The sequence below is a fragment of the Sphingopyxis sp. L1A2A genome, from assembly GCF_005502465.1.
In the GTDB taxonomy this organism is placed as follows: Bacteria; Pseudomonadota; Alphaproteobacteria; order Sphingomonadales; family Sphingomonadaceae; genus Sphingopyxis.
Genome location: NZ_SCOT01000008.1, coordinates 74990 through 100133, shown reverse-complemented (window position 1 = coordinate 100133; position 25144 = coordinate 74990). Strand labels below are relative to the sequence as shown.

Here is a 25144-nt window from a genome sequence, read left to right as displayed (position 1 = left end):
TTGCGATTCGACGGCTTGCGCCGTCCCCCTCCCGTTGAGTAAGTCTTTCCTCCCATGGCGCGGTTCATTTTTATCACCGGCGGCGTGGTCTCCTCGCTTGGCAAAGGTTTGATGGCGGCTAGCCTCGCGGCTTTGTTGCAGGCGCGCGGCTATCGCGTCCGGATCCGGAAGTTCGATCCCTATCTGAACGTCGATCCGGGAACGATGTCGCCGTACCAGCATGGCGAGGTCTATGTGACCGACGACGGCGCCGAAACCGACCTCGACCTCGGCCATTACGAACGCTTTACCGGCGTCGCGGCGCGGCAGAGCGATAACATTACCTCGGGCCGCATCTATCAGCAGATCATCACCAAGGAACGCCGCGGCGATTATCTGGGCGCAACGGTGCAGGTCGTGCCGCATGTGACCGATGCGATCAAGGCATTCGCGCGTGCCGAACTCGACGACCTGGATTTCGTCCTGTGCGAAATCGGCGGCACGGTGGGCGACATCGAATCGCTGCCGTTCATCGAAGCGATCCGTCAGCTGCGTAACGAAGAGGGACGCGACAAGACGCTGTCGGTCCATGTCACGCTGGTGCCTTATATTGCCGCAGCGGGCGAGTTGAAGACGAAGCCGACCCAGCATAGCGTGCGCGAACTCGCCTCGCTCGGTGTCCAGCCCGAAATCCTGCTGTGCCGCTGCGAACGGCCGCTGCCCGACGGCGAGCGCGCCAAGATCGCGCAATTCTGTAACGTGCGCAAAGAGGCGGTGATCCCGGCGCTCGACGCCGACAGCATCTATTCGGTGCCGGTGCAATATCATGGCGAAGGGCTCGACAATGAAGTGCTGCGGCATTTCGGCCTCGATGATGCCCCGGCGCCCGACCTGTCGCGCTGGTACGACATCATGGACCGCAAGCAGCATCCCGAGGGCGAGGTCACAATCGGCGTCGTCGGCAAATATGTGTCGCTGCCCGACGCCTATAAGTCGCTCAACGAGGCGCTGGTCCATGGCGGTCTGGCGCACCGGGTGAAGGTCAATATCCGCTGGCTCGACGCCGAAATGTTCGAGCGCGACGAGGATCTGGCCGCCAATCTGGAGCCGCTGCATGGCATTTTGGTCCCCGGCGGGTTCGGCGAACGCGGGTCCGAAGGCAAGATTTCGAGCGTGCGTTTTGCGCGCGAACGGGATGTGCCGTTCTTTGGCATCTGTCTGGGAATGCAGATGGCGTGCATCGAGGCGGCGCGGAACACCAGCGGGATTGCGGACGCGTCGAGCACCGAATTCGGGCGCACCGATGAACCCGTCGTCGGCATGATCACCGAATGGATGAGCGCCGAAGGGCTGCAAAAGCGCGGCGCCGATACTGACTTGGGCGGCACGATGCGGCTGGGCGCCTATGACGCGAAATTGTCGCCGAACAGCCATGTCGCGGCCGTCTATGGCACCAACGACATCAGCGAGCGGCACCGTCACCGCTACGAGGTCAACAACGCCTATCGTGACCGGCTGGAAAAAGGCGGCTTGGTGTTTTCGGGCATGTCGCCCGACGGCATGTTGCCGGAAATCGTTGAGCGGCCCGACCATCCGTGGTTTATCGGGGTGCAGTTCCATCCGGAGCTCAAGTCAAAGCCGTTCGATCCGCATCCGCTGTTCGCGGGCTTTATCGAAGCGGCGGTGAAGCAGAGCCGGCTGGTCTGACCGTTCGGACAAAGGGGTATCAGGGGCATGGATCACGCGAAACTCGCCGAGTTGCAGGGCCCCGACAGCATTTTTTCGGGCCTGTCGGTCGAAGATTGGGCCGAGATCACCAGCCGCGCGGTCCAGGTCAATTTCGTCAAGGGCAAGGAATTGCTGGTCCAGGGCGATCCGGGCGACATGATGCTGATCCTGACGCAGGGCACGGCGCGCGTGTCGATGTTGACCGGCGGCGGGCGCGAGATCGTGCTCGCCTATGCCGAACCCGGCGCGGTGCTGGGCGAGATTGCGCTGCTCGATGGCGGCGAACGCACCGCATCGGTGACCGCGACGAGCGCCGGGAGCGCGCTGCAGCTTGGTCGCAATGCGCTGCGCGATTTTGCCGCCAGCCACCCCGAATTTGCCTGGTCGTTGATGCAACAGCTCGCACGGCGACTGCGCACCGCCGACCAGACGATCGAAAGCGACCGCGCCTATGCGTCGGGTCCGCGGCTGGCGCGCTATCTGAAGCGCCTGATCCGCAAGGATGTCGAGGCGTCGCACCGTGTCGAGCTGAGCCAGACCGAGCTGGGCAATTTTGCGGGGATGAGCCGCGAGCATATCAACCGCCAGCTGCGCAGCTGGGAGGAATCGGGGGTGATCTCGCTGGAGCAAGGGCGGGTGCGGGTGCTCGATACCGATATGCTGGAGGATATCAGCGAGAGCGAGGGGTGATTGCTCCCCTCCCTGCAAGGGAGGGGCTGGGGGTGGGTGCGAGCGCAGCGAGCGTCAGCGCTATCCAGCATACCCACCCCTAGCTGCGACTAGCGAACAAGTTCGCAAGTCTCGCTACCCCTCCCTAAGAGGGAGGGGGTATCAGTTCTTTTGCTTGAGCTTCGTGTCAGAATCACAACGCCCGGGCTTCGCTTTGCGAAACCCGGGCGCCTGTGACGAACACACGCCATCCCCCTTTGTTGCAGACCCGGCGAAAGGCCTGCACTCCCTGGAACCGGGCCTTGGGGCCGCTTGATCCAGAAGTCATCGGGCTAGGCGCAAGGGCGCGGTTTGTCACGCTGTGCAAACCATTCGGCGGCGCTTTTGACCCCCGCTGTGGCCGATGTGCAACATATTCTGCGACTCGGTCGCAAGATGACGTCATGCCAGCGGCCATTGCCAGCCGCGCCACCGCTCCTTAAAGCGGCGACATGCGTGTCATCCCCCATGCGCCGCAAAGGCCCATAACCCCATGATCCTGCGTCCTTACGAACGCACCATCTTCAAACGCTATATGCTTCCGCAGCGCGGCGAAGGGTTCATCTTCGTCGCCGCGGCGTTCAGCTTTGTTGCGGTGACGCTGGGCGTCGCGGCGCTGGTGATCGTGATGAGCGTGATGAACGGCGTGCGCGCCGACCTGTTCGACAAGATCGTCGGGCTGAACGGCCATGCGGTGGTGCAGGGCTTTGGCGGGCGGCTCGACGACTGGCGCGATGTGCTGAAGCAGGCGAAGGCAACGCCCGGCGTCGTGTCGGCGACCCCGCTGATCGAACAGCCGTTGCTCGCGACCTTTGGCGGGAGGGTCGAGGGTATTTTGGTGCGCGGCATGACGGTGCCCGACATCCGCAACAACCAGACGCTGGGCGGCAAGGTGTTGCAGGGCAATCTGAACACGCTGACCGCCAATGCGGGCAATATCGCGATCGGTAGCGAGCTGGCGCGCAATATCGGCGCGACGGTCGGATCGAACCTGACGATCATCAACCCCGCCGGGCGCTCCACCCCATTCGGAACAGTGCCGCGCGAGATCAGCTACCGGGTGACCGCGGTGTTCGAGATCGGGGTTTATGATTTCGACAAAATGTATGTCGTGATGCCGATGGAGGATGCGCAATTGCTGCTGCTGACCGGTGACCAGGTCGGGATGATCGAGGTCAAGGTCACCGACCCCGACAAGGTCGGCGAGATACTCGCGCCGCTGAAGGAAAAGGTCGCGGCGCAGGCGGTGGTATCGGACTGGCGGCAGATGAACAGCAGCCTGTTCGAGGCCTTGTCGATCGAGCGGGTGGCGATGTTCGTCATCCTGTCGCTAATCGTGCTCGTCGCGGCGTTCAATATCGTGTCGTCGCTGATCATGCTGGTGCGCGCCAAGACGCGCGACATGGCGATCCTGCGCACGATGGGGGCGCCGCGCGACGCGGTGCTGCGTATCTTCATGGCGATCGGGCTGTCGATCGGGATTGCGGGGACATTGATGGGCATGGCGCTCGGGTTCGGGCTGCTGTATTTCCGACAGGGGGTGCTGCGCGGGGTCGAGTTTCTGACCGGCCAGCCGCTCTGGGATCCGTCGATCCGTTTCCTGACCGAATTGCCGTCGAAGCCCGACCCGTTCGAGATTGCGGGGATTGCGTTGATGGCGGTGGTGTTCAGCTTCCTCGCGACGCTCTACCCCGCGTTCAAGGCTGCGAATACCGATCCGGTACAGGTGCTGCGTTATGAGTGACATGATCCTCGAACTGGCCGCGCTCAAGCGCAGTTTTACGCAGGGCGATGTGACGATTGATGTCCTGCGCGGGGTCGACGCGCATCTGAAGCGCGGCGAGATCGTCGCGCTGCTCGGCCCGTCGGGATCGGGCAAGTCGACGATGTTGCAGGCGGTCGGGCTGCTCGAAGGCGGATTCGACGGGACGATCCGCATCGATGGCGCCGACGTGACGCAATATGATCAGGGCGAGCGGACCAAGACGCGGCGCGAAAAGATCGGGTTCGTCTATCAGTTCCACCATCTGCTGCCCGATTTCAACGCGATCGAGAATGTCGTGCTGCCGCAGTTGATCCGCGGGACGGCGCAGGCCGACGCCGAGGAACGCGCGGCGGAGCTGCTCGGGCGGCTGGGGCTGGGCGAGCGGTTGCAGCACAAGCCGAGCAAGCTGTCGGGCGGCGAACAGCAGCGCGTCGCGGTGGCGCGCGCGCTGGCGAACCGGCCGATGCTGGTGCTGGCGGACGAGCCGACGGGCAATCTGGACGAGGCGACCGCCGACCGGGTGTTCGACCAGTTCGTGTCGCTGGTGCGCGATCACGGTTCGGCGGCGCTCGTCGCCACCCACAATGAACGGCTCGCGGCGCGGATGGACCGCGTGCTGCGCTTGCACGACGGGCGGATAGAGGCGTAGGCTGCATAAGCAGGGGGTGCGCGCATGATCCGGTACAGGCTGTTTTCGCTGATCGCGTTTCTGCTCGCGGTTGTTGCCCGGCCGATATACGCCCAGTCTCCGCCACCGCCGCCGCCGCCCATTCCGATGCCGCCGTCGCCGGCGCCGCCACCCCCGCCGATTCTGCTGCCGCCGTCACCGCCACCGGTATCGGCGCCTGCCACGCCGCCGCTCGTACAATCGGCCTGCGCTTCGCCGGATCATCGCGCGTTCGACTTCTGGCTCGGCGAGTGGGATGTTTTTGCAAACGGCAGCAGTACGCAGGTCGCGACGAGCAGCATCGAGGCGATGTTTGCGGGCTGCGCGATCCGCGAGACGTGGAAACCGCTGCAGGGTGGTGGTGGCGGATCGTTCAGCCATTTCGACGCCGAACGGCGTCGCTGGCGGCAGATGTGGGTCGACAGCAGCGGCGCGCGGGTCGATTTCGACGGCGGCCCTGCGGGCGACAAGATGGTGCTGACCGGCCATTGGGCGAATGTCGTCGCCAAGGGCCAGGACGGCCTGATCCGCATGACCTATAACAAGGAGCCGGGCGGGTCGATCCGCCAGCATGGCGAGCAATCGACCGACCATGGCCTGACGTGGGCGACCAGTTTCGATTTCATCTACAGACCGCGGAAAGCGGGGGAGAAAAAACCATGAGCCTTTATGATTTTTCGGCGCCGCTGCCCGGTGGGGCGCTCCAGTCGATGGCGGATTATCGCGGCAAGGTGCTGCTGATCGTCAACACCGCGTCGAAATGCGGCTTCACCCCGCAATATGAAGGGCTGGAGGAGCTGTACCGCGATTACAAGGATCGCGGGCTCGAGATCCTCGCCTTTCCGTGCAACCAGTTTGGGGCGCAGGAGCCGGGCGACGCGGCCGAGATCGCCAACTTCTGTTCGCTGACCTATGACGTCAGCTTTCCGGTGATGGCGAAGATCGAGGTCAACGGCGACGGCGCCGACCCGATCTTCAAGCATCTGAAGCAGGAAAAGACCGGGCTGCTGGGCAGCGGGATCAAGTGGAATTTCACCAAATTCCTCGTCGGCCGCGATGGCAAGGTGGTGTCGCGGCACGCGCCGACGACCAAGCCCGAGCAGTTGCGCAAAGAGATTGAGGAATTGCTGGGGTAGGCCCGTTCAACGTCAGGTGGCGCCGAGTCAATGGAGGGGCGTTGGGGCTTCGGCGTGGAGCCGGTGATCAGGCGATTCAGCCCGCTCTCGGGATACGAATATTCGCTTTCGCTGGCTCATCACCTCATCACCAACAATACGGCCGAAAATGGCAGGCATGATTGCTATGGCTGCGCGGCCTCACACCCTATGAATACATCTGCAAACTATGGGCAGCCGAGCCCGAAAGGTTTACACTCGATCCGCACCATCAAATGCCGGGACCAAACACCTAGTGCAGCGCCCGATTTGTCCTGTTCGGCGGACAGAGGGCGGCTGGAACCTGGCCGTGTCCGGAATCCGGTCGGCGGCCGCTCTTGCTTACAAATTGAAAGATATGGGAGGAAGGCTGGCACAGCGGAATAATGTAGGACAGCGTTTTTTTGAGCGGTGGATGGCGACTTTGGGGTGGCTACCTGTCATTCGTCATCCCGGACCCTTCGACACGCTCAGGACAGGCTTGATCCGGGATCCACCGCGGCGTTGAAGTCATGGATCCCGGATCAAGTCCGGGATGACGAGGAGGAGAAATCCTCCCTGTGGCGAAGCCATGGGGAGGGGGACCGTTCGCGAAGCGAAGGGTGGAGGGGCGGCAACGTCGCGCTATGGCCCCTCCGTCAGCGCTTCACGCTGCCACCTCCCCATCGCTGCGCGACAGGGAGGATTGATGTCCGCAATCGGTCGAAAGCTCCCGTTTCCGGCGGCCTCGCTTGTTCCACTATAACCGCACCATCCGCATGCCCATTTCGCCATAGCGCGGCCCGCTCGTGCCGCCTTTCGGCGCCGCCGCCTCGATCGCGGCGCGGTCGTCGGCGGTCAGCGTGACGTCGGCGGCGCCGACGCTGTCTTCCATCGTGACGCGGCGTTTGGTGCCGGGGATCGGGACGATATCGTCGCCCTGCGCGAGCAGCCAGGCGAGCGCGACCTGCGCTTTCGAGCCGCCATGCTTGTCCGCCACCGCGCCGATCGCATCGACGATCGCAAGGTTGGCGGGCAGGTTTTCGTCCGAATAGCGCGGGTCGTTGCGGCGCCAGTCATTGTCGGGCAGCTCGTCGCGGCTGCGCACCGCACCCGCGAGGAAGCCGCGGCCGAGCGGCGAATAAGGGACAAAGCCGATGCCGTTTTCGCGGCAGACGCCGAGGATTTCGTCCTCGATATCGCGTTCCCAGATCGAATATTCGCTTTGCAGCGCGGTGATCGGCGCAGCTTTCGCGGCGCGGCGCAGCGTTTCGGGGCCGGCTTCGGACAGCGCGATGTGGCGCACCTTGCCTTCGTTGACCAGCTCCATCATCCCGCCGACAACCTCCTCGATCGGGATCGAAGGATCGACGCGGTGCTGGTAAAACAGGTCGATGGTGTCGATGCCGAGCCGCTGGAGCGAGCCTTCGCATGAGCGCCTGGCGTTGGCGGGCGAGCCGTCGACGCCGACGATCTGGTTGCCGTCGAATTTGAAACCGAATTTGGTCGCGATGACCAGCCCGTCGCGCTTGCCCTTGATCGCTTCGCCCAGCAATTCTTCGTTGCTGAACGGACCATAGATTTGCGCGGTGTCGAAAAAGGTGACGCCAAGGTCGATGGCGCGGTGGATCGTCGCGGTCGATTCGTCGAGGTCGGCGGCCTCGCCATAGAGGATATTGCCGCCCTTGATCATCGGCATGCAGCCGATGCCGATGGCTGAAACTTCGAGGCCGTGACCGAGTTTGCGATATTTCATGGGTGAACTCCTGCCGGGGGATCATCGTCTTCTACACCATCGGCGGCAAATTTGGTCGCGGCGACATCGCCGACGACATTGCCCAGGGTGCGGAAAATATCGGGGAAGGTTTCGACCGCGACGAGCAGCCCGAGCGGCGCGACGGGGACTCCCATCGACACCGCAATCGGCGCGATCGAGGTGACGAAGCTGATCGATCCGGGCAGGCTGACCGAGCTCAAGGCCGCGGCCATCGCCACCGCGAGCCCGACCGCCATCTCCCACGGGGTTAGCTCGACCCCGAACAGCCACGCGACATAGACGACGACCGCCAGGTTCATCGCCGGGCTGGTGAAGCGGAACAGCGCGACCGCGAGCGGCAGCACGACGTCGGCCTTTTTGGGATCGACGCCGAGTTCTTCGGACGATTTGAGCATCGCGGGCAGGCTGGCGAGCGAGCTTTGGGTGCTGATCGCGACCGCCAGCGTCGGCACCATTGCACGAATGAAGCGCGGCAGCGGGATACCGACGACGAGCCAGGCGAGCAGCAGCCCGAGGATCAGGCAGCTGATCCCGATTCCCGACAGGATCAGCACATAGTGGATGAGGCCGCCGAACGCCGCGAGCCCAGCCTTCACCGCCAGCGCGTAGCCGAGTGCGAAAACCCCGATCGGTGCCAGCGCGAGCACCCACCCGATGACGATCAGCATCGCGTCGCCAAGGGCTTTGAACAGCCCCGATAGCGTGGCGCGCTGCACCGGTTCGAGCTTGGTGATCGCAAAGGCAAAGATGGTGGTGAAGACGATCAGCGGCAGGATCGCGGTGTCGGCGGCGGCGGCGATCGGGTTGGTCGGGATCAGCGACAGCAGGAAATCGGCAAAGGTCGGCGACGGCCCCGCTTCGGTGGTGCCGCCGAGTCCGTTCCGCAGCGCCGCCGCCGAGCCGGTCGACAGCGGAAACAGCCGCAGCAACAGCGGCGTCATCAGCAGCGACATCGTCCCCGACAGAAAGATGGCGCCGAGGAAGATCATCACCCCGCGCGCCGCGAGCTTGCCCGCGCGCGCCGCGTCGGCGGTTGCGGTGATGCCGGTGATGAGCAGCGCGACGACGAGCGGGACGATCGTCATCTTCAGCGCGTTGAGCCAGAGCAGGCCGATGGGTTCGACAAAGGGTAGCGATGCGGTGCCCGCGTCGGGCGCGACCAGTTCGATGCCGATTCCCAGCAGCATCCCGGCGACCAGCGCCGAGAGGATGATCCATGCCGATTTCAAGCTATATTCTCCCGGCGATGTTTCTGGCCAGCTTGCCAAGCAAAAGAGGGTGACTTAGGGCCATCCGGAAGAAGCCGGGCAGGCATTGGTCTCCCTCGGCTTAAGTAGCAGAGGTGGCATGCGCAAGTTTTTCGGAACCGACGGGATTCGCGGGCTGACCAACCAGATCCCGATGACGGTCGAGGTCGCGATGCGCGTCGGCATGGCGGCGGGCGCGCATTTTCTGCGCGGCGATCACAAGCATCGCGTGGTGATCGGCAAGGATACCCGTCTGTCGGGCTATATGCTGGAAAATGCGCTGGTCGCCGGGTTTACCAGCGTCGGCATGGACGTGGTCCAGGTCGGGCCAATGCCGACCCCGGCGATCGCGATGCTGACCCGCTCGATGCGCGCCGACCTGGGCGTGATGCTGTCGGCGAGCCACAATCCTTTTTACGATAACGGCATCAAGCTGTTCGGCCCCGACGGATATAAATTGTCCGACGAGGATGAGGTGCAGATCGAATTGCTGCTCGCGCAGCAGCCCAAGCTGGCCGATCCGGCGCATATCGGGCGCGCCAAGCGGATCGAGGATGCGCGCGGGCGTTACATCCATGCGGTGAAACAGAGCCTGCCCGAATCGGTGCGGCTCGACGGGCTGCGCATCGTGCTCGATTGCGCTAATGGTGCGGCATACAACAGCGCGCCGACCGTATTCTGGGAACTGGGCGCCGATGTCGTTGCGATCGGGATCACGCCGAACGGCACCAACATCAACGACAAATGCGGCTCGACCGCCCCCGCGCTGCTCCAGGAAACCGTGGTCGCGAGCGGCGCCGACATCGGGATTGCGCTCGACGGTGACGCTGACCGGCTGATCGTCGTCGATGAAAAGGGCCGACTTGTCGACGGCGACCAGATCATGGGGCTGATCGGCGCGAGCTGGGCGCGGCAGGGGCGGCTAAAAGGCGGCGGCGTCGTCGCGACGGTGATGTCGAACCTGGGCCTCGAACGCTTCCTTGAAGGCGAGGGACTGCGGCTCGAACGGACCAAAGTCGGCGATCGTTACGTGCTCGAACGCATGAAAGAGGGCGGCTTCAACGTCGGCGGCGAACAGTCGGGGCATATGATCCTGTCGGACTATGCGACGACCGGCGACGGGACGCTGGCGGGCTTGCAGGTGCTGGCCGAGCTGGTCGCGGCGGACAAGCCGGCGAGCGAATTGCTGCACCAGTTCGATCCCGTGCCGCAGTTGCTGAAGAATGTGCGCTTTGCGGGCGGCAAGCCGCTCGACGATGGCAAGGTTCAGGCGGCGATCGCCGAGGGCGAGGCAATGCTGGCCGGACGCGGGCGGCTGGTGATCCGTCCCTCTGGCACCGAACCGCTGATCCGCGTGATGGCCGAAGGCGACGATGCCGGACAGGTCGAGCGCGTCGTCGACATGATTTGCGACGCGGTGCGCGTCGCGGCGACATGACCATTTGATTTTTTTAGAACTGAAAGAGACTTACCATGCTTGAAATGCGACCCGATTGCGAAAAATGCGGCCGCGATCTGCCCGCGAATGTCCATGGCGCCTTCATCTGCTCCATGGAGTGTACCTTTTGCGCGAATTGCGCCGACCGGATGGACGAGCGCTGCCCGAATTGCGGCGGCGACCTGCTCGACCGGCCGCTGCGTGAGGGCGCGATCCTGGCGAAATATCCCGGCTCGACGGTGCGGAAATACAAGGTTTGACGCCTTGCCCGCTTCGTCACCCCGGACTTGATCCGGGATCCACAACGCCCGCGCGGCGAGGGATGCCGGATCAAGTCCGGCATGACGAAGATGTGGAGATACTATCGTGACCGCCCGCGTGTTGATCATTGCCGGGTCGGATAGCGGCGGCGGCGCGGGCGTTCAGGCCGATATCAAGACGGTCACGATGCTCGGCGGTCACGCGATGACCGCGATCACCGCGATCACGGCGCAGAACACGCTGGGGGTGCAGGGCGTCCATCCGGTGCCGACCGACATGGTGCTCGCGCAGATCGACAGCGTGGCATCCGACATCGGCGTCGACGCGGTCAAGATCGGCATGATCGGCAGCGCCGAAACCGCGGCGGCGGTGGCCAAACGGCTGTCCCGGCCCGATCTGGCGCCAGCGGCGGTGGTGTTCGACCCGGTGATGGTGGCGACCAGCGGATCGGTGCTGGCCGACGCGGCGACGATCGATGCGTTCCGCGCTTTGCTCGGTCGCGCGATGGTCGCGACGCCCAATTTGCCTGAACTGGGCGCGCTGGGCGGCGAAGAGGCGGTGCTGGCGCACGGCTGTTCGTTGCTGGTCAAGGGCGGTCATGCTGCAGGCGAGACAGTGATCGACCGCTTGCTCGAAACGGGCGAGGGCGAGGTGGCGCGCTGGGAAGCGCCGCGCATCGACACGCCGCACAGCCACGGCACCGGCTGCACGCTGGCGAGCGCGATTGCATGCGGTTTGGCGCAGGGCATGCCGCTGGAACCCGCGATCGCCCGGGCGCGCGATTTCGTCCGGCTGGCGCTGATGGGCGCGCCGGGGCTGGGCGCGGGGCATGGCCCGATGGGGCAGCAATTTGTGCGCAACGACGGACTGTTTACTGGCCCGGCGCTCAATCAATTCACCTTACCCGCGCGCGATTATGCAGCGTCGGTCGCGTTCTACAAACAGATGGGGCTGACGTTGATCGTCGATAGCCCGGACAATGGCTATGCGCGGTTCGAGGCAGCCAATGGCGTCACCTTGTCGATCCACGTCGGTGACGGCGCGGCGGGCGGCGCGACGACCTATCTGGAAAGTGGCGCGCTCGATGCCTGGACCGCCTATCTGGCGCGGCGCGGGGTGCGGTTCGAGCAGATGCCGCAGGATGAGTCATGGGGCTGGCGCGAGGCGCGGCTGAGCGATCCGGCGGGGAACCGGCTGTGCCTGTATCAGGCGGGGGAATATCGGAGGTATCCGCCGTGGCGCGTGTAGCTTCGCACGGCGTTGCTTTGTCCCGTTCGACACGAACGGAAACTGGGATACGGTTTGCTGGGCAGCGGTCGATGATCGCCGGCGTCGACGAGGCCGGGCGCGGGCCGCTGGCCGGGCCGGTGGTCGCTGCGGCGGTGATCCTGTGCCCCGACGGTGTCGCGGGGCTCGACGACAGCAAGAAACTCAGCGCCAAACGCCGCGCCGAGCTGGAAACCCAGATCAAGGCGCGCTGCCGCTGGGGGGTCGGCGAGGCGAGCGTTGCGGAAATCGACAGCATCAACATCTTGCAGGCGACCCTGCTCGCGATGACCCGCGCGGTCGAGGCGCTGGGGGTGGAGCCCGACGAAGTGCTGGTCGACGGCAATCGGCTCCCGAACTGGCGTTATGCGGCGCGGGCCATCGTCGGCGGCGACGCGCTGCACCCGTGCATTTCGGCCGCGAGCATCATCGCCAAGGAGCATCGCGACCGTTTTATGACCGCGATGGCGCGCGAGTTTCCGGGCTTTGGCTGGGAACGCAACATGGGCTATGGTACCGCGCAGCACCTTGCGGCGCTGCGCCAATATGGCCCGACGCCGCTTCACCGGACCAGCTTTGCCCCGGTCGCACAAATGCAGCTGGTCTGATCAACAGGAGGGCGCGATGAGCAGGGGATTCACGGCGGACGATGTGTCGGCCCAGACCGGTCGCACGTTCCTGGTCACCGGTGCCAATGCCGGCATCGGTTTTGAAACCGCGAAAATATTGGCGGCGCGCGGCGCGCATGTGATCCTGGCGTGCCGCGATCCGGGTCGCGCGACCGCGGCGATGAACCGGATCCGCGCCGATGTGCCCCATGCCGAGCTGTCGTTTCAGCCGCTCGACCTCGCCGATCTCGATCAGGTGCGCGAGGCGGCCGCGGCGGTGCTGGCGGGACCGCGGATCGATGTGCTGGTCAACAACGCGGGGGTGATGATTCCGCCGAAAACGCTGACCAAGCAGGGTTTCGAGCTGCAATTCGGGGTCAATCACCTCGGCACTTTTGCCTTCACCGGTTTGGTGCATGGCCATGTCGAGGATCGCATCGTCATCACCGCCAGTCTGGCGCACAAGGGCGGCGCGATCGACTTCAGCGACCTGTCGGCGGCGCGCAGCTATCATAAATTGTCGCGCTATCAGGCGAGCAAGCTCGCCAATCTGCTCCATATGTTCGAGCTTGACCGGCGGCTGGGCGCTGCGGGACGTTCGACACAGGCGATCGGATGCCATCCCGGGGTCGCGATCACCGAACTGACCCGCCACCTGCCGATGCCGCTGCGCACCATGACGCCGCTCGCCGCGCCGTTTTTCAACAGTGCGGCGCAGGGCGCGTGGCCGAGTTTGCAGGCGGCGACCGGCGCGCATGTCCAGGGTGGCGATTATCTGGGGCCGCAGGGGCTGGGCGAGGTGTCGGGGCGATCGGGTCCGGCGCGCGCGACGCGCACCGCGCGCGATCCCAAGCTGGCGCGCGAGCTGTGGGAACGATCGGTGGCGCTGACGGGGGTCGATCCGGGGATTTGATTCATTGTACCCTCTCCCCTTGCGGGAGAGGGTTGCGAAGACTTGCGAACTTGTTTGCTAGTCGTAGCTGGGTGAGGGGGCGCGGTCGCCTTGCGACCGCGCGAGCCTGCGGCTCGCAACCCCTCATCCAACTGCGCCTAGTCGCCAAGGCGACAAGGCTTCGTATCCTTCTCCCGCAAGGGGAGAAGGGATTATGATTATTTTCCACCACTGAGTCCTCTTCGTCACACCACCACCTGTTGAGTCCCCGAGTCGCGCCAGACTCCATATGCTGTGTCAGACTCGTTTCGTTCTCATCGCGTTAACCAGTTAGTGACGCGGAATCCCTAGACTTCTGCGCTTGACGGCGGACTCTGCCGGACTCATCAGGGGCTTCTTTCGGAACGGCACAGGGGCAAAACATGGGTGTGATGGAACGGGTCAAGACCCCGGCGGTGAAGCAGCGGGCGGTGAAGATTTCGCCCGCGGACCTGCCGCTCGACAGCATCCTGCAGGGCGACTGCATCGCGATGATGCGCTCGCTCCCTGCCGCGTCGGTCGACATGATCTTTGCCGATCCGCCGTACAACCTCCAGCTCGGCGGCGACCTGCATCGCCCCGACGGCAGCCAGGTCGACGCGGTCACCGACGAATGGGACAAGTTCGACAGCCTCGCCACCTATGATCGCTTTACCCACGCCTGGCTGAAGGAAGCGAAACGCATCCTGAAACCCGGCGGAAACATTTGGGTAATAGGCAGTTATCACAATATCTTCCGGGTTGGAGCTGCGTTGCAGGATCAAGGTTATTGGATCCTCAACGACATCGTGTGGCGCAAGGCGAACCCGATGCCCAATTTCAAGGGCACCCGCTTTACCAACGCGCATGAAACGCTGATCTGGGCGTCGATGGGCGAAAAGGCGCGCTACACGTTCAACTATCGCGCGATGAAAACGCTCAACGATGAATTGCAGATGCGCAGCGACTGGCTGATCCCGATCTGCGGCGGTCAGGAGCGGCTCAAGAAGGGCGGGACCAAGGTTCACCCGACGCAAAAGCCCGAGGCGTTGCTCTATCGCATCCTGCTCGCGTGCTCGAACCCCGGCGATGTGATCCTCGATCCCTTTTTCGGCACCGGCACCACCGGCGCGGTGGCGAAGCGGTTGGGACGGCATTTCATCGGCATCGAGCGCGAGGATGATTATATCGCCGCGGCGCTGGAACGCATCGGAATGGCGCTGCCGCTCGACGAAAGCGCGGTGAAGACGATGATGGCGCCGCAGGCAGCGACGCGCGTCGCGTTCGGCATGCTGGTTTCGGACGGCCTGATTGCACCGGGAACACTGCTGACCGACGCCAAGCGGCGCTGGAAAGCGAAGGTGCGCGTCGATGGCAGCCTCGATTGCGACGGCCAGCCCGCGGGGTCGATCCACAAGGTCGGCGCCGGGGTGCAGGGCGCGCCAAGCTGTAACGGCTGGACCTTCTGGCATGTCGATAATGGCAAGGAATTGCGCGTGATCGATGCGGTGCGGCAGGATTGGTTGCTGGCCAACGAGGCATGAAAACCGTCATCCCAGCGAAAGCTGGGATCGCTATCGTCGTGTCGGCACGCCAGCGATCCCAGCTTTCGCTGGGATGACGAATATCAGAGGATCGCATGTTCCAACCGCTAACCAAACCCGACCTCGGCGCTGCATCCGCCACCGCGCAAATCTATTGCCGCCCCACCTGTTTCATCGACCGCCCGCACGAACTCGACGACAATTGTCTGCGGATCGCCGACACGATGGTCTGGTTCGCCGCGTGGCACATCAGCCTGCGTGATGGCGCCAGCGTCAAATCGGCGATCGTGATGGTGGCCGAATGGGCCGACTGGATCGCGGCGATGCCCGACCGCTTGGCAGAGGCGGCGACGGCGCAGCGCGCCGGGGTGCTGCGGCCGCGCGGCGCGTTGCACCTGGGTGAACGCACGGTGCGGCTGAACGAACCCCAGCTGATGGGCATCCTCAACGTCACCCCCGACAGCTTTTCGGACGGCGGCAAGCATGTCGATGCCGAAGCTGCGGCTGACGCGGGCTTTGCGATGGCGAGCGCGGGCGCCGCGATCATCGACGTCGGCGGCGAATCCACCCGCCCCGGCGCGCCGCTGATCTGGGACGGCGACGAAATCAAGCGCATCGAGGGAGTCGTCGCGGCGCTGGCGAAGGGCGGCGTCGCGGTGTCGATCGACACGCGCAAGGCCGCGGTGATGGAGGCGGCGCTGTCCGCCGGGGCGCGGATCGTCAACGATGTGTCGGCGCTGCGCTATGACGATCGCGCGATGGAGGTGGTGGTGGCCGCGGGCTGCCCGGTGGTGCTGATGCACGCACCGTCGGCCAAGAGCGACCCGCACGAGGGCGGCGGTTACGCCCACGTCCTGTTCGACGTCTATGACATGCTCGCTGAGCGCGTCGCAGCGTGCATCGCGGCGGGGATCGATCCGGCAAAGATCATCGTCGATCCGGGGCTGGGGTTCGGCAAGGGGGTTGCCGACAATCTGGCGATCATCAACGGGCTGGCGCTGTTCCACACGCTGGGCTGTCCGATCCTGTTCGGCGCCAGCCGCAAGCGTATGATCGGCGCGCTGGACAATGAAGCCGCGCCCGACCAGCGGCTCGGCGGCACCGTCGCGCTGCACTATCAGGCGGCGGCGCAGGGCGCGCAATTGCTGCGTGTCCATGACATTGCCGAGAACCGGCAGGCGCTGCGCGTATGGCGCGGGCTGCGCGATGCGGCGCTGACCGGCTGAAGCGAAGCGAGGCAACCCTCATCCTCCTCTCGCGTATCTCTGGGGACCAGAGGCGCCAGCACGGCGCCGATCCCGCAGGAGATATTTATGCAACTTCCCCCCGGCTCGCATGTCGTTGTCGCCGACGGCACCCAGTTCCAGCTGTTCCGCAACAGCGGCAGCGAACAGGAGCCCAGCCTAAAAGCGGTCGATCTGCCGACCAGCGACGAATCGGCGCACAACGCCGGACAGGGCGATACCCCGCGCCAGAACGCGGAAGCGGGGCATGCGGCATCGGTTGCCGAAGCATTGAATGCCGCGGTCCTGTCCAACAAGATCAAGCAGCTGGTGGTGATCGCGGATCCGTCAACGCTCGGCGAAATGCGCAAATTATATCACAAGACGCTGGAAACGGCGCTGGTCGGCGAGATTGCCAAGACGCTGACGAGTCAGTCGAGCGACGATATTTTGAAGTCGATCGCCAACGCCTGACCGATTTAGAGGCTGTAGCCGCCATCGCTGGTCAGCACGCTGCCGGTGATGGTGGCGGCGGCATCGGACAGCAGGAACAGAATCTGCGCGGCGATTTCGTCAGCGGTCGCCCAGCGGCCGAGCGGGGTGGCCATTTGCGCCATCGCCGTGGTCGCGGCGGCGCGGCTGCCGAGATCGGCGACCATCTGGCCGAAGAAATCCATCGCGTCCCAGATCGGCGTATCGACCCCGCCCGGCGCGATGGCGTTGACACGGATGCCATGCGGCGCGCCTTCCTTGGCCGCGACGCGCGCGAGGTGGATCGCGCCGGCTTTGGAGGCGGCGTAGGCGGCGGTGCCGGGCTCGGCCTTCAGCCCGGCGATCGACGCGGTGATGACGATTGCGCCGCCGCGACCATGGCCGATCATCGCGCGCATCGCCGCCTGCACGCTGAGCATCGCGCCGTCGAGATTGACCGACAGGGTGCGGCGCCAGTCGGCAAAGTCGAGATCGACGATCGGCGCGGCGGTTGCGATTCCCGCGTTGACCACCGCGATGTCGATGTTGGCGAGCTCGGCCGCCAGTTCCTGCCACAGCGGGGGATCGGCGACGTCCTGCCCCTGCGCCAGGTCGACCCCGACGACCTGCGCCCCTTCGGCCGCGAGCAGGGCGGCGGTCGCGGCGCCGATGCCCGAGGCATGGCCGGTGACAAGGGCGGTTTTGGTATAGAAACGGCGGATCACCCCGCCGCGATTAATCGGTTCAGGCGGCAGTGTCGATGCCCAGATCGCTGAGCTTGCGATACAGCGTCGAGCGGCCGATGCCGAGGCGGCGCGCGACTTCGCTCATCCGGCCGCGATAATGACCGATCGCGAGACGGATGACGTCGGCCTCGATTTCTTCGAGCGGGCGCAAATTGCCGTCGGGCAGGTAAAGCGTGACCCCGATCGCTTCACCGTTGATCGCGATTTCGCCTTCGCCGGTCATGCTGCCGCCGCCCAGCGTCGCCTCGAGCGCGCGGAAATCGGCGCTGGTCAGCACGTCGGTCTTGCTGCCGACTGCGGCGCGGAACAGCACGTCCTGCAACTGGCGGACATTGCCCGGCCAGGCATAGGCGGCGAGCAGGCGCAGCGCGTCGTCGGTGACCCCGATCGGCCCCATGCCGGGCAGGCCGCCGATCCGCGCCAGCAGGTGGCGCGCCAGCGGGCCGACGTCGCCGCGGCGTTCGGACAGCGAGGGCAGGGTGAATTGCGCGCTCGACAGCGCATAGAACAGGTCTTCGCGGAAATGCCCCGCCTCGATCAGCTTTTCGAGTGGGCTGGTGCTGGTGGCGATGATGCGGACATCGACGCTCTGGCGGATCGTGCCGCCGATCATCTGCACTTCCCCAGTGTTGAGGAACTCGACGAGCTTGGCCTGGGTTTCCAGCGGGATACATTCGACATGGTCGATGATGACGCTGCCGCCGTCGGCCTGGACCAGCCGCCCGACCTGCCGGTCGAACGCGCCGGCAAAGGCGCCGCGTTCATGCCCGAACAGCCCCGATCCGATCAGCCCCGGCGACACCGCCGAACAATCGACCATCACCAGCGCGCCGCGGGCGCGCGGGCTGGCACTGTGGATCGCGCGGGCAAAGACTTCCTTGCCGGTGCCGGGGCGGCCGTTGATCATCACCGGCACGCGGGCCCGCGCCGCTTTGGCAGCGATCGCGAGCGCGCTGCGGAAATTGGGGCTCGACCCGATGATTTCTTCAAAGGCCAGCGGCGCGCGCAATTTTTCGGTCAGCGGGCGCAACTCACCCTGCGGGCCGCTGGTCGATACGATCCGGTCGAGTGCTTCGAGCAACCGGTCGGGGGCGATCGGTTTCTGGACAAAATCGCTGGCACCGGCACGCATTGCGCCGACCGCAACCTCGACCCCGTTGCGCATGGTGATGACGATGAGCGGCAGGGCGGGGCGCCAACGGCGCAGTTCGGCGACGAATTCGGCCATGTCCATGCCCGGCGCGCCCTGATCGACGAGCACCGCGTCGAGCGCCATGCCTTCCTGGGTGCCGAGCTTGGCCAGCGCGGTGTCGGTATCGCCGGCGATAACGCTTCGCCAACCGCCGCGCGACACCAGCGCCGCCAGAAAGCGTTGCTGCGCCGGCTCGCTGTCGACGATCATCACTGTTCGCGTGTCGCGCGTGCTTGCCATCGTTTCGAATCTGCCCTTGTTCGGCGCCTTCGTGCCGTTTCCTCCGCTCAAGCGCAGTGATGTACGCCACACGGGTAAAGGGGCGATTAAGGCCGTTCGCTTTTGGCGCCATGCACGGCTTTTCGCGCCCGCGCCCCTTGAGCATGGCGCGGCGCGTGGCTAAGACCGGGGCGATAGCCGATTCTGGGTGCGCTGACGCGCGCCCGGCGAGTGAACAGGTAAAGGGGACAGGTCATGGCGGAACAGGAAATGAAGGCAGCGAGCGAAACCTATTCGGGTTTTATCAGCCTGCTGAAAGTCGGATCGATCATCACCGCGATCGTCACCGTTTTCGTCGTTCTCCTCATCGCATCCTGACCGGGCTTCGCGCATGCGCATCGCTGTCCTGAAGGAACTCGCCGTCGGCGAGACCCGCGTCGCCGCTACGCCCGAAACCGTGAAGAAATTCATTGGCCTGGGTGCCGAAGTTGCCATTGAATCGGGGGCAGGCGAGGCCGCTTCGGTCGCCGATGCAGACTATAGCGCGGCGGGCGCCAGCATCGGCAGCCGCGCCGACGTGCTGAAGGGCGCCAACATCATCCTCGCGATTCAAGGGCCGGATCCCAAGGGGCTGAGCGGCTTTGCCGATGGCGCCTGGCTTGCCGCCGGGCTGAACCCGTTCGGCGAGCGCGCCCGCATCGATGGCTATGCGGCGCTGGGGCTTGAGGCGCTGGCGATGGAATTCATGCCGCGCATCACCCGCGCGCAATCGATGGATATCCTGTCCAGCCAGGCAAACCTGGCGGGTTACAAGGCGGTGCTGATAGCGGCAAATGCCTATGGCCGCGCTTTTCCGATGATGATGACCGCCGCCGGCACCGTGAGCGCCGCCAAGGCGTTCGTGATGGGGGTCGGTGTTGCGGGCTTGCAAGCGATCGCCACCGCGCGCCGTCTGGGCGCGCAGGTCAGCGCGACCGACGTCCGCGCCGCGACCAAGGAACAAATCCTGTCGCTCGGCGCCAAGCCGATCTTCGTCGAGAGTGTCGCCGGGATCGAAGGCGAGGGCGCGGGCGGCTATGCCACCGAAATGTCCGATGAATATAAGGCGGCGCAGGCCGAACTGGTGTCGTCGCACATCGCCAAGCAGGACATCGTCATCACCACCGCGCTGATCCCGGGGCGACCCGCGCCGCGGCTGATTTCGGACGCGCAGCTGGCGACGATGCGCACCGGCAGCGTGATCGTCGATATGGCGGCCGAAAGCGGCGGCAATGTCGAAGGGTCGGTTTCCGGCGAAGCAAAGCGCATCCACGGCGTCACCGTCATCGGCGCGAGCAATATCGCGGCGCTGATGCCCGCCGACACCAGCGCGCTGTTCAGCCGCAACCTGTTCAACTTCCTGTCGGCCTTTTGGGACAAGGAAGCGGGCAAGCCCGTGCTCGACGAGGAAATCGGGACCGCCATCCGCCTGACGCAGGGCGGCAAGGTGGTGAACGAGCGGCTTTTGACGTAGCACCAGTGCAAAAAAAGGCTGATTTCGGCCTTTTCTTGCAACTTCCACCGGTTACGATGCGTTCAGGGTGTGAAACCCTGTGCTTTCAACAACCGGAGATTGATCGATGTTGCGTGCGAAGTTTTTTGCCCTTCCCTTGTTTGCCCTGACCGCCGCGACGATGGTCGCCCCGGCGCATGCACGCGCTGCCGACGAGGCCGCTGAGGCGACGACCGCCGAGGCCGAAGCCGCAGCAGGTGCGATGGTCGAAGGCTGGAATATCGTGCAGAACGCTACGAAATCGCCCGAGCATAAGACGCTTGTGCAGGCGCTTGCCGCCGCCGGACTGGTCGAAACGCTGAGCGGCACTGGCCCGTTCACGGTCTTCGCGCCGACCGATCAGGCGTTTGCTGCCGTACCGCAGCCGATGACAGCCTATCTGATGGACCCGGGCAATAAGGCCGCCTTGGCACAAGTGCTGACCTATCATGTGGTCCCGGGTACGGTTACCTCGACCGACCTGTATGCCAAGATCAAGGCGGGCGGTGGTAAGGCAACGCTGACCACGGTCGAAGGTCAGCCGCTGACGTTCACCGAAGTGTCGGGAAACATCAAGGTCGATGGCACCCAAGGCAGCAGCGGCTATGTCACGCAGGCCGACGTCGCGCAGTCCAACGGGATGATCCATATCCTCAACGGCGTACTGATGCCCGAACTCAAGCCCGTCGTGGCGGCGTCGCCCGCTGCGCCTGCCGAGGCGGCGCCCGCCGCCAAAGCGACCCCGGCATCATAATGCCGACCCCAAAGGAGAATGTTATGAAGCGCGCCCTCTTGATGACCGCCGCTGTTACCATCGGCCTTGGCCTTGCCGGTTGCGGTAAATCCGAGACCCCGACTGAAACGACCACCGTCGCTGGCGGTGAGACCACCCCGGTCGAAACCGCGGGGGCCAACCCGACGGTCGGCGGCGCCGAAATGCTGGCGACCAGGAATATCGTCGAAAACGCGTCGGCCTCGCCGATCCACAAGACGCTGGTCGCCGCGGTGACCCAGGCCGGACTAGTCGAAACGCTGTCGGGCGCAGGGCCGTTTACGGTTTTTGCCCCGACCGACGCGGCTTTCTCGCAAGTCGCGCCGGTGACGCGTGATGGCTGGATGCGCCCGGCGCAAAAGGAAGTGTTGGCGGGCGTGCTGAAATATCATGTCGTCCCCGGCAAGCTGACCGCCGCTGATCTCGCCGCGCAGATCACCGCGGGCGGCGGCAAAGCGATGCTGAAGACCGCCGACGGCCAGGATCTGACCGCGACAAAGAACGGCGATGCTATCCTGCTGACCAGCGCCAGCGGCAACAAGGCGACGGTGACGCAGGCCGACGTCGGCCAGTCGAACGGCGTCATCCACGTGATCGACGCGGTGCTGGTGCCGAAGATGTAAGTCCTCGGGCGCATTTGCCCGGCCCCACGACATTTTATGTCCCGACAGGCCCGCATTTCTCACTTTTGAGAGATGCGGGCCTTTCTTTTTGACTGCTTTGGAGTCGACAGGGTGGGATGCGCGCGGCAAGAGGTGCGCGAAACGGAATCAGCAGGGGAGCGAGCCCGTGGATTTTATCGCGATTTTTTCGATTTTCGTCCTGGCGTGCTTCGTCGGTTATTTTGTCGTGTGGTCGGTGACCCCGGCGCTGCACACGCCGCTGATGAGCGTCACCAACGCCATTTCGTCGGTGATCATCGTCGGCGCGCTGATCGCCAGCGCCGCCGCGGGTTCGGCATCGTCGAAATGGCTCGGCCTCGCCGCGGTCGTCATGGCGAGCATCAATATCTTTGGCGGCTTTGCCGTCACCGCCCGCATGCTGGCGATGTACAAGAAAAAGGAGCGCTGAGATGGACATCCAGTCGATCCTTTCCGCCGCCGCCGCTGACAGCCATGGCATCGCGGTCAACCCCTGGGCCGCCGTCGCCTATCTGATCGCCGGGGTGTTTTTCATCCTCGCGCTGCGCGGGCTGTCGAGCCCGGCGTCGGCGCAGCGCGGCAACCGCTATGGCATGGCGGGCATGACGATCGCGGTGGTCACCACGCTGGTGACCCATGTGCCGATGAAGTTTGGCGATGCCACCAACAGCTATACGGGCGTCGATCCTGTCGGGCTGATCGAGATTCTCGCAGCCATCGGTATCGGCGCCGTCATCGGTATCGTGATGGCGCGGCGCATTGCGATGACCGCGATGCCGCAGCTGGTCGCCGCGTTCCACAGCCTCGTTGGCCTGGCCGCCGTCGCGGTCGCAGCCGCCGCCTATCTCAATCCGACGGCGTTCGGCATTGCCGATGCCGCGGGACAGATTTACACGGTCAGCCGCGTCGAGATGGGGCTGGGCATCGCGATCGGTGCGATCACCTTCTCGGGATCGGTCATCGCCTTCCTCAAACTCAACGGCAATATGTCGGGCGCGGCGATCATGCTGCCCGGGCGGCATATCATCAATCTTGGCACGCTCGCCGCGATCATCGGGCTGGTCGCCTATTTCACCGTCGATCAGTCGCCGTGGGTGTTCTGGACCGTTACCGGGCTCAGCTTCCTGATCGGGTTCCTGCTGATCATCCCGATCGGCGGCGCCGACATGCCTGTCGTCGTGTCGATGCTCAACAGCTATTCGGGCTGGGCGGCGGCGGCGATGGGCTTCACGCTCGGCAACACCGCGATGATCATCACCGGCGCGCTCGTTGGCTCGTCGGGTGCGATCCTGTCGTACATCATGTGCCGCGCGATGAACCGCAGCTTCATCAGCGTCATTGCCGGCGGCTTCGGCGCCGATGCCTCGGCCGCGAGCAGCGGATCGACCGAACAGCGGCCATGGAAACCCGGCAGCGCCGACGACGCCGCGTTCCTGATGAGCCAGGCCGACACGGTGATCATCGTCCCCGGTTACGGCATGGCGGTCGCGCAGGCGCAGCATGCGCTGCGCGAAATGGGCGACCTGCTCAAGAAAGAGGGCGTCACCGTCAAATATGCCATCCATCCGGTCGCGGGGCGTATGCCCGGCCATATGAACGTGCTGCTCGCCGAAGCGAATGTCCCTTATGACGAGGTGTTCGAGCTGGAGGACATCAACGGCGAGTTCGCGCAGGCCGACGTCGCTTTCGTGATCGGCGCGAACGACGTGACCAACCCGTCGGCGAAGACCGACAAGACATCGCCGATTTACGGCATGCCCGTGCTCGATGTCGAAAAGGCCAAGACGGTGTTGTTCGTGAAGCGGTCGATGGGCGGGGTCGGTTATGCCGGGGTCGATAACGACGTGTTCTACATGGACCAGACGATGATGCTGCTCGGCGATGCCAAGAAGATGACCGATGATATCGTGAAAGCGCTCAACGGCGGCGGACACTAGAATTACGCGTCGCCCCCGCGAAAGCGGGGGCCGCTATCAGCCATGCGCAAGGTTGCCAGCGGCCCCGCTTTCGCGGGGGCGACGTATTTCGATTAGGAGAATTCATGCGTAAAATCGGCCTGATCGGCGGGATGAGCTGGGCGTCGACCGAGCTCTATTACCGGCACCTCAACAAGGGGGTGCAAAAGCGGCTGGGCACGGCATGCTCGGCGCCGATCATGCTCGAAAGCCTGAATTATTGCGACCTGTCGCGGCTGACCACGCCCGAGCAATGGACCCATGCCAAGGACGTGCTGATCGCATCGGCGCAGCGGCTGGAAGCGGCGGGCGCGACCGCGCTGATGATCGCCGCCAATTCGATGCACAAGGTGGCTGAGGATGTCGCCGCCGCGGTGTCGATCCCGCTGCTCCATATCGTCGATGAAACCGGCGAGAAGATGAAGGCCGACGGGATCAAGGCGGCGGCGGTGATCGGCACCCGCAACGTGATGACCGAAGCGTGGTTTCGCCAGCGGCTCGTCCGTCACGGGCTGACCCTGGCGCCTTATGACATGAGCCGCGCCGACGAGATCGACCGGATCATTTACGAAGAGCTGATGCAGGGCAAGGCGAGCGAAAACTCGCGGCGCACGATGAAGACCTTCATCACCGACATCGCCAAGCAGGACATTCAGGCGATCGTGCTGGCGTGCACCGAATTGGTAATGCTGGTCGACCCCGACGCCAATGTGCTGCCGATTTACGACACGACGCGGATTCACGTCGCGGCGGGGATCGACTGGATTTTGGGGGATGAAGCCTAGCTAAACCACCAATTCCGTTCGCATCGAGCGAAGTCGAGATGCCCATCGGTCGGGTACGACTTCGGGGTGTCTCGACTTCGCTCGACACGAACGAAAATTCGCGAAGACTATCCCATCCTGGTCCATGTCACGGTGCGGCAGAACAGGCTGACGCAGCCCTTCATCGTCAGCTTGCCGCCCTTTACGCGCAGGTGCGCCTTGTAATAGCGGCCGTCTTCGGGGCTATAGCCTTCGCCCTTCCACCCGTCGCCATGCGGGACCAGATCCCAGTATATTTGCAGGCCGGTGATCTGGCGGGTGCGTTTCGCCTTGTCGGGATTACGCTCGTCGAGCTGGCCGCCCGTGGGCTGTTTGACCAGGATGCGCTCGACGCGCCCGCACATTTTGGCGCCGCATGCGGCCATGACGACGACACCCTTGCCATCGTCGGTCTTCCAGCGTCCGGCAATCGGCGCGGGCGCCGCCGCCATCGACGGCACCGCGACCAAGGCGACAAGCGCCAAAGCAAATCTTGTAATCAAAGCGACCTCTCCCCGGGTTAGCTACACGCATGTCAGCAACATCGCTTGGCATCCGTC

The 25144-nt window shown here is 64.6% G+C and carries 26 protein-coding genes and 1 pseudogene; 22 read left to right on the top strand and 5 right to left on the bottom strand.

The window, feature by feature from the left end; translation table 11 throughout:
- Positions 1-54 precede the first annotated feature (54 nt).
- The 7 genes and pseudogenes from FFS68_RS07620 to FFS68_RS07585 all read left to right on the top strand — a co-directional run.
- Positions 55-1686, top strand: coding sequence for a CTP synthase (locus FFS68_RS07620; RefSeq protein ID WP_137752577.1), 1632 nt, complete (start codon positions 55-57; stop codon positions 1684-1686).
- Positions 1687-1713: 27 nt separating this feature from the next.
- Positions 1714-2397, top strand: a complete 684-nt coding sequence (locus tag FFS68_RS07615) for a Crp/Fnr family transcriptional regulator (RefSeq protein WP_137752576.1) — start codon at positions 1714-1716, stop codon at positions 2395-2397.
- Positions 2398-2908: 511 nt separating this feature from the next.
- Complete coding sequence (locus tag FFS68_RS07610; RefSeq protein WP_137752575.1) at positions 2909-4159, top strand: lipoprotein-releasing ABC transporter permease subunit; 1251 nt, start codon at positions 2909-2911, stop codon at positions 4157-4159.
- A complete protein-coding gene (locus FFS68_RS07605) occupies positions 4152-4829 on the top strand; it encodes an ABC transporter ATP-binding protein (RefSeq protein ID WP_137752574.1) in 678 nt (225 codons plus the stop codon). Before FFS68_RS07610 ends, FFS68_RS07605 begins: the two co-directional genes overlap by 8 nt.
- Positions 4830-4853: 24 nt before the next feature.
- Positions 4854-5510, top strand: a complete 657-nt coding sequence (locus FFS68_RS17840) for a hypothetical protein (RefSeq protein WP_171003776.1) — start codon at positions 4854-4856, stop codon at positions 5508-5510.
- Positions 5507-5983 carry a glutathione peroxidase gene (locus FFS68_RS07590; RefSeq protein WP_137752572.1) on the top strand — a complete coding sequence of 159 codons (477 nt, stop codon included), beginning with the start codon at positions 5507-5509 and terminating at the stop codon, positions 5981-5983. The genes FFS68_RS17840 and FFS68_RS07590 overlap by 4 nt, the downstream gene beginning before the upstream one ends.
- A gap of 170 nt (positions 5984-6153) precedes the next feature.
- Positions 6154-6258 (top strand): annotated as a pseudogene (locus tag FFS68_RS07585) (IS481 family transposase); the annotation flags it as partial.
- Positions 6259-6740: 482 nt separating this feature from the next.
- Here FFS68_RS07585 and FFS68_RS07580 read toward each other — a convergent pair.
- Positions 6741-7736: an aldo/keto reductase gene (locus FFS68_RS07580; RefSeq protein ID WP_137752571.1), complete on the bottom strand. Its 996-nt coding sequence runs from the start codon at positions 7734-7736 to the stop codon at positions 6741-6743.
- Positions 7733-8986 carry a dicarboxylate/amino acid:cation symporter gene (locus FFS68_RS07575; RefSeq protein WP_137752570.1) on the bottom strand — a complete coding sequence of 418 codons (1254 nt, stop codon included), beginning with the start codon at positions 8984-8986 and terminating at the stop codon, positions 7733-7735. The genes FFS68_RS07580 and FFS68_RS07575 overlap by 4 nt, the downstream gene beginning before the upstream one ends.
- 118 nt (positions 8987-9104) lie before the next feature.
- Here FFS68_RS07575 and glmM point away from each other — a divergent pair, with 118 nt between their 5' ends.
- The 8 genes from glmM to FFS68_RS07535 all read left to right on the top strand — a co-directional run bounded on the left by glmM (position 9105) and on the right by FFS68_RS07535 (position 16728).
- The gene (gene glmM, locus FFS68_RS07570) at positions 9105-10442 is read left to right on the top strand and encodes a phosphoglucosamine mutase (protein ID WP_137752569.1); all 1338 of its coding nucleotides are present in this window, start codon (positions 9105-9107) and stop codon (positions 10440-10442) included.
- Positions 10443-10477: 35 nt separating this feature from the next.
- Positions 10478-10702, top strand: coding sequence for a DUF1272 domain-containing protein (locus tag FFS68_RS07565; RefSeq protein ID WP_088441675.1), 225 nt, complete (start codon positions 10478-10480; stop codon positions 10700-10702).
- 106 nt (positions 10703-10808) lie between these two features.
- Complete coding sequence (gene thiD / locus FFS68_RS07560; RefSeq protein WP_137752568.1) at positions 10809-11951, top strand: bifunctional hydroxymethylpyrimidine kinase/phosphomethylpyrimidine kinase; 1143 nt, start codon at positions 10809-10811, stop codon at positions 11949-11951.
- A gap of 71 nt (positions 11952-12022) precedes the next feature.
- Complete coding sequence (locus tag FFS68_RS07555; RefSeq protein WP_137752567.1) at positions 12023-12577, top strand: ribonuclease HII; 555 nt, start codon at positions 12023-12025, stop codon at positions 12575-12577.
- Between the two features lie 16 nt (positions 12578-12593).
- A complete protein-coding gene (locus FFS68_RS07550) occupies positions 12594-13490 on the top strand; it encodes an oxidoreductase (protein ID WP_137752566.1) in 897 nt (298 codons plus the stop codon).
- Between the two features lie 401 nt (positions 13491-13891).
- Positions 13892-15031 carry a site-specific DNA-methyltransferase gene (locus tag FFS68_RS07545; protein ID WP_137752565.1) on the top strand — a complete coding sequence of 380 codons (1140 nt, stop codon included), beginning with the start codon at positions 13892-13894 and terminating at the stop codon, positions 15029-15031.
- Between the two features lie 95 nt (positions 15032-15126).
- Positions 15127-16257, top strand: coding sequence for a dihydropteroate synthase (gene folP, locus FFS68_RS07540; protein ID WP_137752564.1), 1131 nt, complete (start codon positions 15127-15129; stop codon positions 16255-16257).
- Positions 16258-16344: 87 nt separating this feature from the next.
- Positions 16345-16728 (top strand): host attachment family protein, encoded by a 384-nt coding sequence (locus tag FFS68_RS07535; protein ID WP_137752563.1) that lies wholly within the window; start codon positions 16345-16347, stop codon positions 16726-16728.
- A gap of 5 nt (positions 16729-16733) precedes the next feature.
- Here FFS68_RS07535 and FFS68_RS07530 read toward each other — a convergent pair whose 3' ends face one another.
- Both FFS68_RS07530 and FFS68_RS07525 read right to left on the bottom strand, forming a co-directional pair.
- The gene (locus FFS68_RS07530; RefSeq protein ID WP_137752617.1) at positions 16734-17447 is read right to left on the bottom strand and encodes an SDR family oxidoreductase; all 714 of its coding nucleotides are present in this window, start codon (positions 17445-17447) and stop codon (positions 16734-16736) included.
- A gap of 22 nt (positions 17448-17469) precedes the next feature.
- Positions 17470-18903: a sigma-54 dependent transcriptional regulator gene (locus tag FFS68_RS07525; RefSeq protein ID WP_137752562.1), complete on the bottom strand. Its 1434-nt coding sequence runs from the start codon at positions 18901-18903 to the stop codon at positions 17470-17472.
- A gap of 234 nt (positions 18904-19137) precedes the next feature.
- Between FFS68_RS07525 and FFS68_RS07520 the strand changes: the two genes are divergently transcribed.
- The 7 genes from FFS68_RS07520 (at position 19138) to FFS68_RS07490 (ending at position 24566) form a co-directional block, all read left to right on the top strand.
- Entirely contained in the window at positions 19138-19260 is a 123-nt protein-coding gene (locus tag FFS68_RS07520) for an aa3-type cytochrome c oxidase subunit IV (RefSeq protein ID WP_137752561.1), read from the top strand.
- A gap of 13 nt (positions 19261-19273) precedes the next feature.
- Entirely contained in the window at positions 19274-20395 is a 1122-nt protein-coding gene (locus FFS68_RS07515) for an NAD(P) transhydrogenase subunit alpha (protein WP_137752560.1), read from the top strand.
- A 106-nt stretch (positions 20396-20501) separates the two neighbouring features.
- A complete protein-coding gene (locus tag FFS68_RS07510; protein ID WP_137752559.1) occupies positions 20502-21167 on the top strand; it encodes a fasciclin domain-containing protein in 666 nt (221 codons plus the stop codon).
- A 23-nt stretch (positions 21168-21190) separates the two neighbouring features.
- Entirely contained in the window at positions 21191-21808 is a 618-nt protein-coding gene (locus FFS68_RS07505) for a fasciclin domain-containing protein (protein WP_137752558.1), read from the top strand.
- 166 nt (positions 21809-21974) lie between these two features.
- The gene (locus FFS68_RS07500; protein WP_039573456.1) at positions 21975-22256 is read left to right on the top strand and encodes a proton-translocating transhydrogenase family protein; all 282 of its coding nucleotides are present in this window, start codon (positions 21975-21977) and stop codon (positions 22254-22256) included.
- Position 22257: 1 nt separating this feature from the next.
- Positions 22258-23763 (top strand): NAD(P)(+) transhydrogenase (Re/Si-specific) subunit beta, encoded by a 1506-nt coding sequence (locus tag FFS68_RS07495; protein ID WP_137752557.1) that lies wholly within the window; start codon positions 22258-22260, stop codon positions 23761-23763.
- A gap of 104 nt (positions 23764-23867) precedes the next feature.
- A complete protein-coding gene (locus tag FFS68_RS07490) occupies positions 23868-24566 on the top strand; it encodes an amino acid racemase (RefSeq protein WP_137752556.1) in 699 nt (232 codons plus the stop codon).
- A gap of 107 nt (positions 24567-24673) precedes the next feature.
- On the opposite strand, the gene FFS68_RS07485 is transcribed toward FFS68_RS07490, so the two are convergent.
- Complete coding sequence (locus tag FFS68_RS07485) at positions 24674-25069, bottom strand: DUF2147 domain-containing protein (RefSeq protein ID WP_137752555.1); 396 nt, start codon at positions 25067-25069, stop codon at positions 24674-24676.
- Between the last annotated feature and the right edge of the window lie 75 nt (positions 25070-25144).

Coding starts and splice junctions, on each gene's coding strand:
- FFS68_RS07620 (WP_137752577.1), top strand. CDS start 55: ATGGCGCGGTTCATTTTTATCACCGGCGGCGTGGTCTCCTCGCTTGGC.
- FFS68_RS07615 (WP_137752576.1), top strand. CDS start 1,714: ATGGATCACGCGAAACTCGCCGAGTTGCAGGGCCCCGACAGCATTTTT.
- FFS68_RS07610 (WP_137752575.1), top strand. CDS start 2,909: ATGATCCTGCGTCCTTACGAACGCACCATCTTCAAACGCTATATGCTT.
- FFS68_RS07605 (WP_137752574.1), top strand. CDS start 4,152: ATGAGTGACATGATCCTCGAACTGGCCGCGCTCAAGCGCAGTTTTACG.
- FFS68_RS17840 (WP_171003776.1), top strand. CDS start 4,854: ATGATCCGGTACAGGCTGTTTTCGCTGATCGCGTTTCTGCTCGCGGTT.
- FFS68_RS07590 (WP_137752572.1), top strand. CDS start 5,507: ATGAGCCTTTATGATTTTTCGGCGCCGCTGCCCGGTGGGGCGCTCCAG.
- FFS68_RS07580 (WP_137752571.1), bottom strand. CDS start 7,736: ATGAAATATCGCAAACTCGGTCACGGCCTCGAAGTTTCAGCCATCGGC.
- glmM (WP_137752569.1), top strand. CDS start 9,105: ATGCGCAAGTTTTTCGGAACCGACGGGATTCGCGGGCTGACCAACCAG.
- FFS68_RS07565 (WP_088441675.1), top strand. CDS start 10,478: ATGCTTGAAATGCGACCCGATTGCGAAAAATGCGGCCGCGATCTGCCC.
- FFS68_RS07555 (WP_137752567.1), top strand. CDS start 12,023: ATGATCGCCGGCGTCGACGAGGCCGGGCGCGGGCCGCTGGCCGGGCCG.
- FFS68_RS07550 (WP_137752566.1), top strand. CDS start 12,594: ATGAGCAGGGGATTCACGGCGGACGATGTGTCGGCCCAGACCGGTCGC.
- FFS68_RS07545 (WP_137752565.1), top strand. CDS start 13,892: ATGGGTGTGATGGAACGGGTCAAGACCCCGGCGGTGAAGCAGCGGGCG.
- folP (WP_137752564.1), top strand. CDS start 15,127: ATGTTCCAACCGCTAACCAAACCCGACCTCGGCGCTGCATCCGCCACC.
- FFS68_RS07535 (WP_137752563.1), top strand. CDS start 16,345: ATGCAACTTCCCCCCGGCTCGCATGTCGTTGTCGCCGACGGCACCCAG.
- FFS68_RS07525 (WP_137752562.1), bottom strand. CDS start 18,903: ATGGCAAGCACGCGCGACACGCGAACAGTGATGATCGTCGACAGCGAG.
- FFS68_RS07520 (WP_137752561.1), top strand. CDS start 19,138: ATGGCGGAACAGGAAATGAAGGCAGCGAGCGAAACCTATTCGGGTTTT.
- FFS68_RS07515 (WP_137752560.1), top strand. CDS start 19,274: ATGCGCATCGCTGTCCTGAAGGAACTCGCCGTCGGCGAGACCCGCGTC.
- FFS68_RS07510 (WP_137752559.1), top strand. CDS start 20,502: ATGTTGCGTGCGAAGTTTTTTGCCCTTCCCTTGTTTGCCCTGACCGCC.
- FFS68_RS07505 (WP_137752558.1), top strand. CDS start 21,191: ATGAAGCGCGCCCTCTTGATGACCGCCGCTGTTACCATCGGCCTTGGC.
- FFS68_RS07495 (WP_137752557.1), top strand. CDS start 22,258: ATGGACATCCAGTCGATCCTTTCCGCCGCCGCCGCTGACAGCCATGGC.
- FFS68_RS07490 (WP_137752556.1), top strand. CDS start 23,868: ATGCGTAAAATCGGCCTGATCGGCGGGATGAGCTGGGCGTCGACCGAG.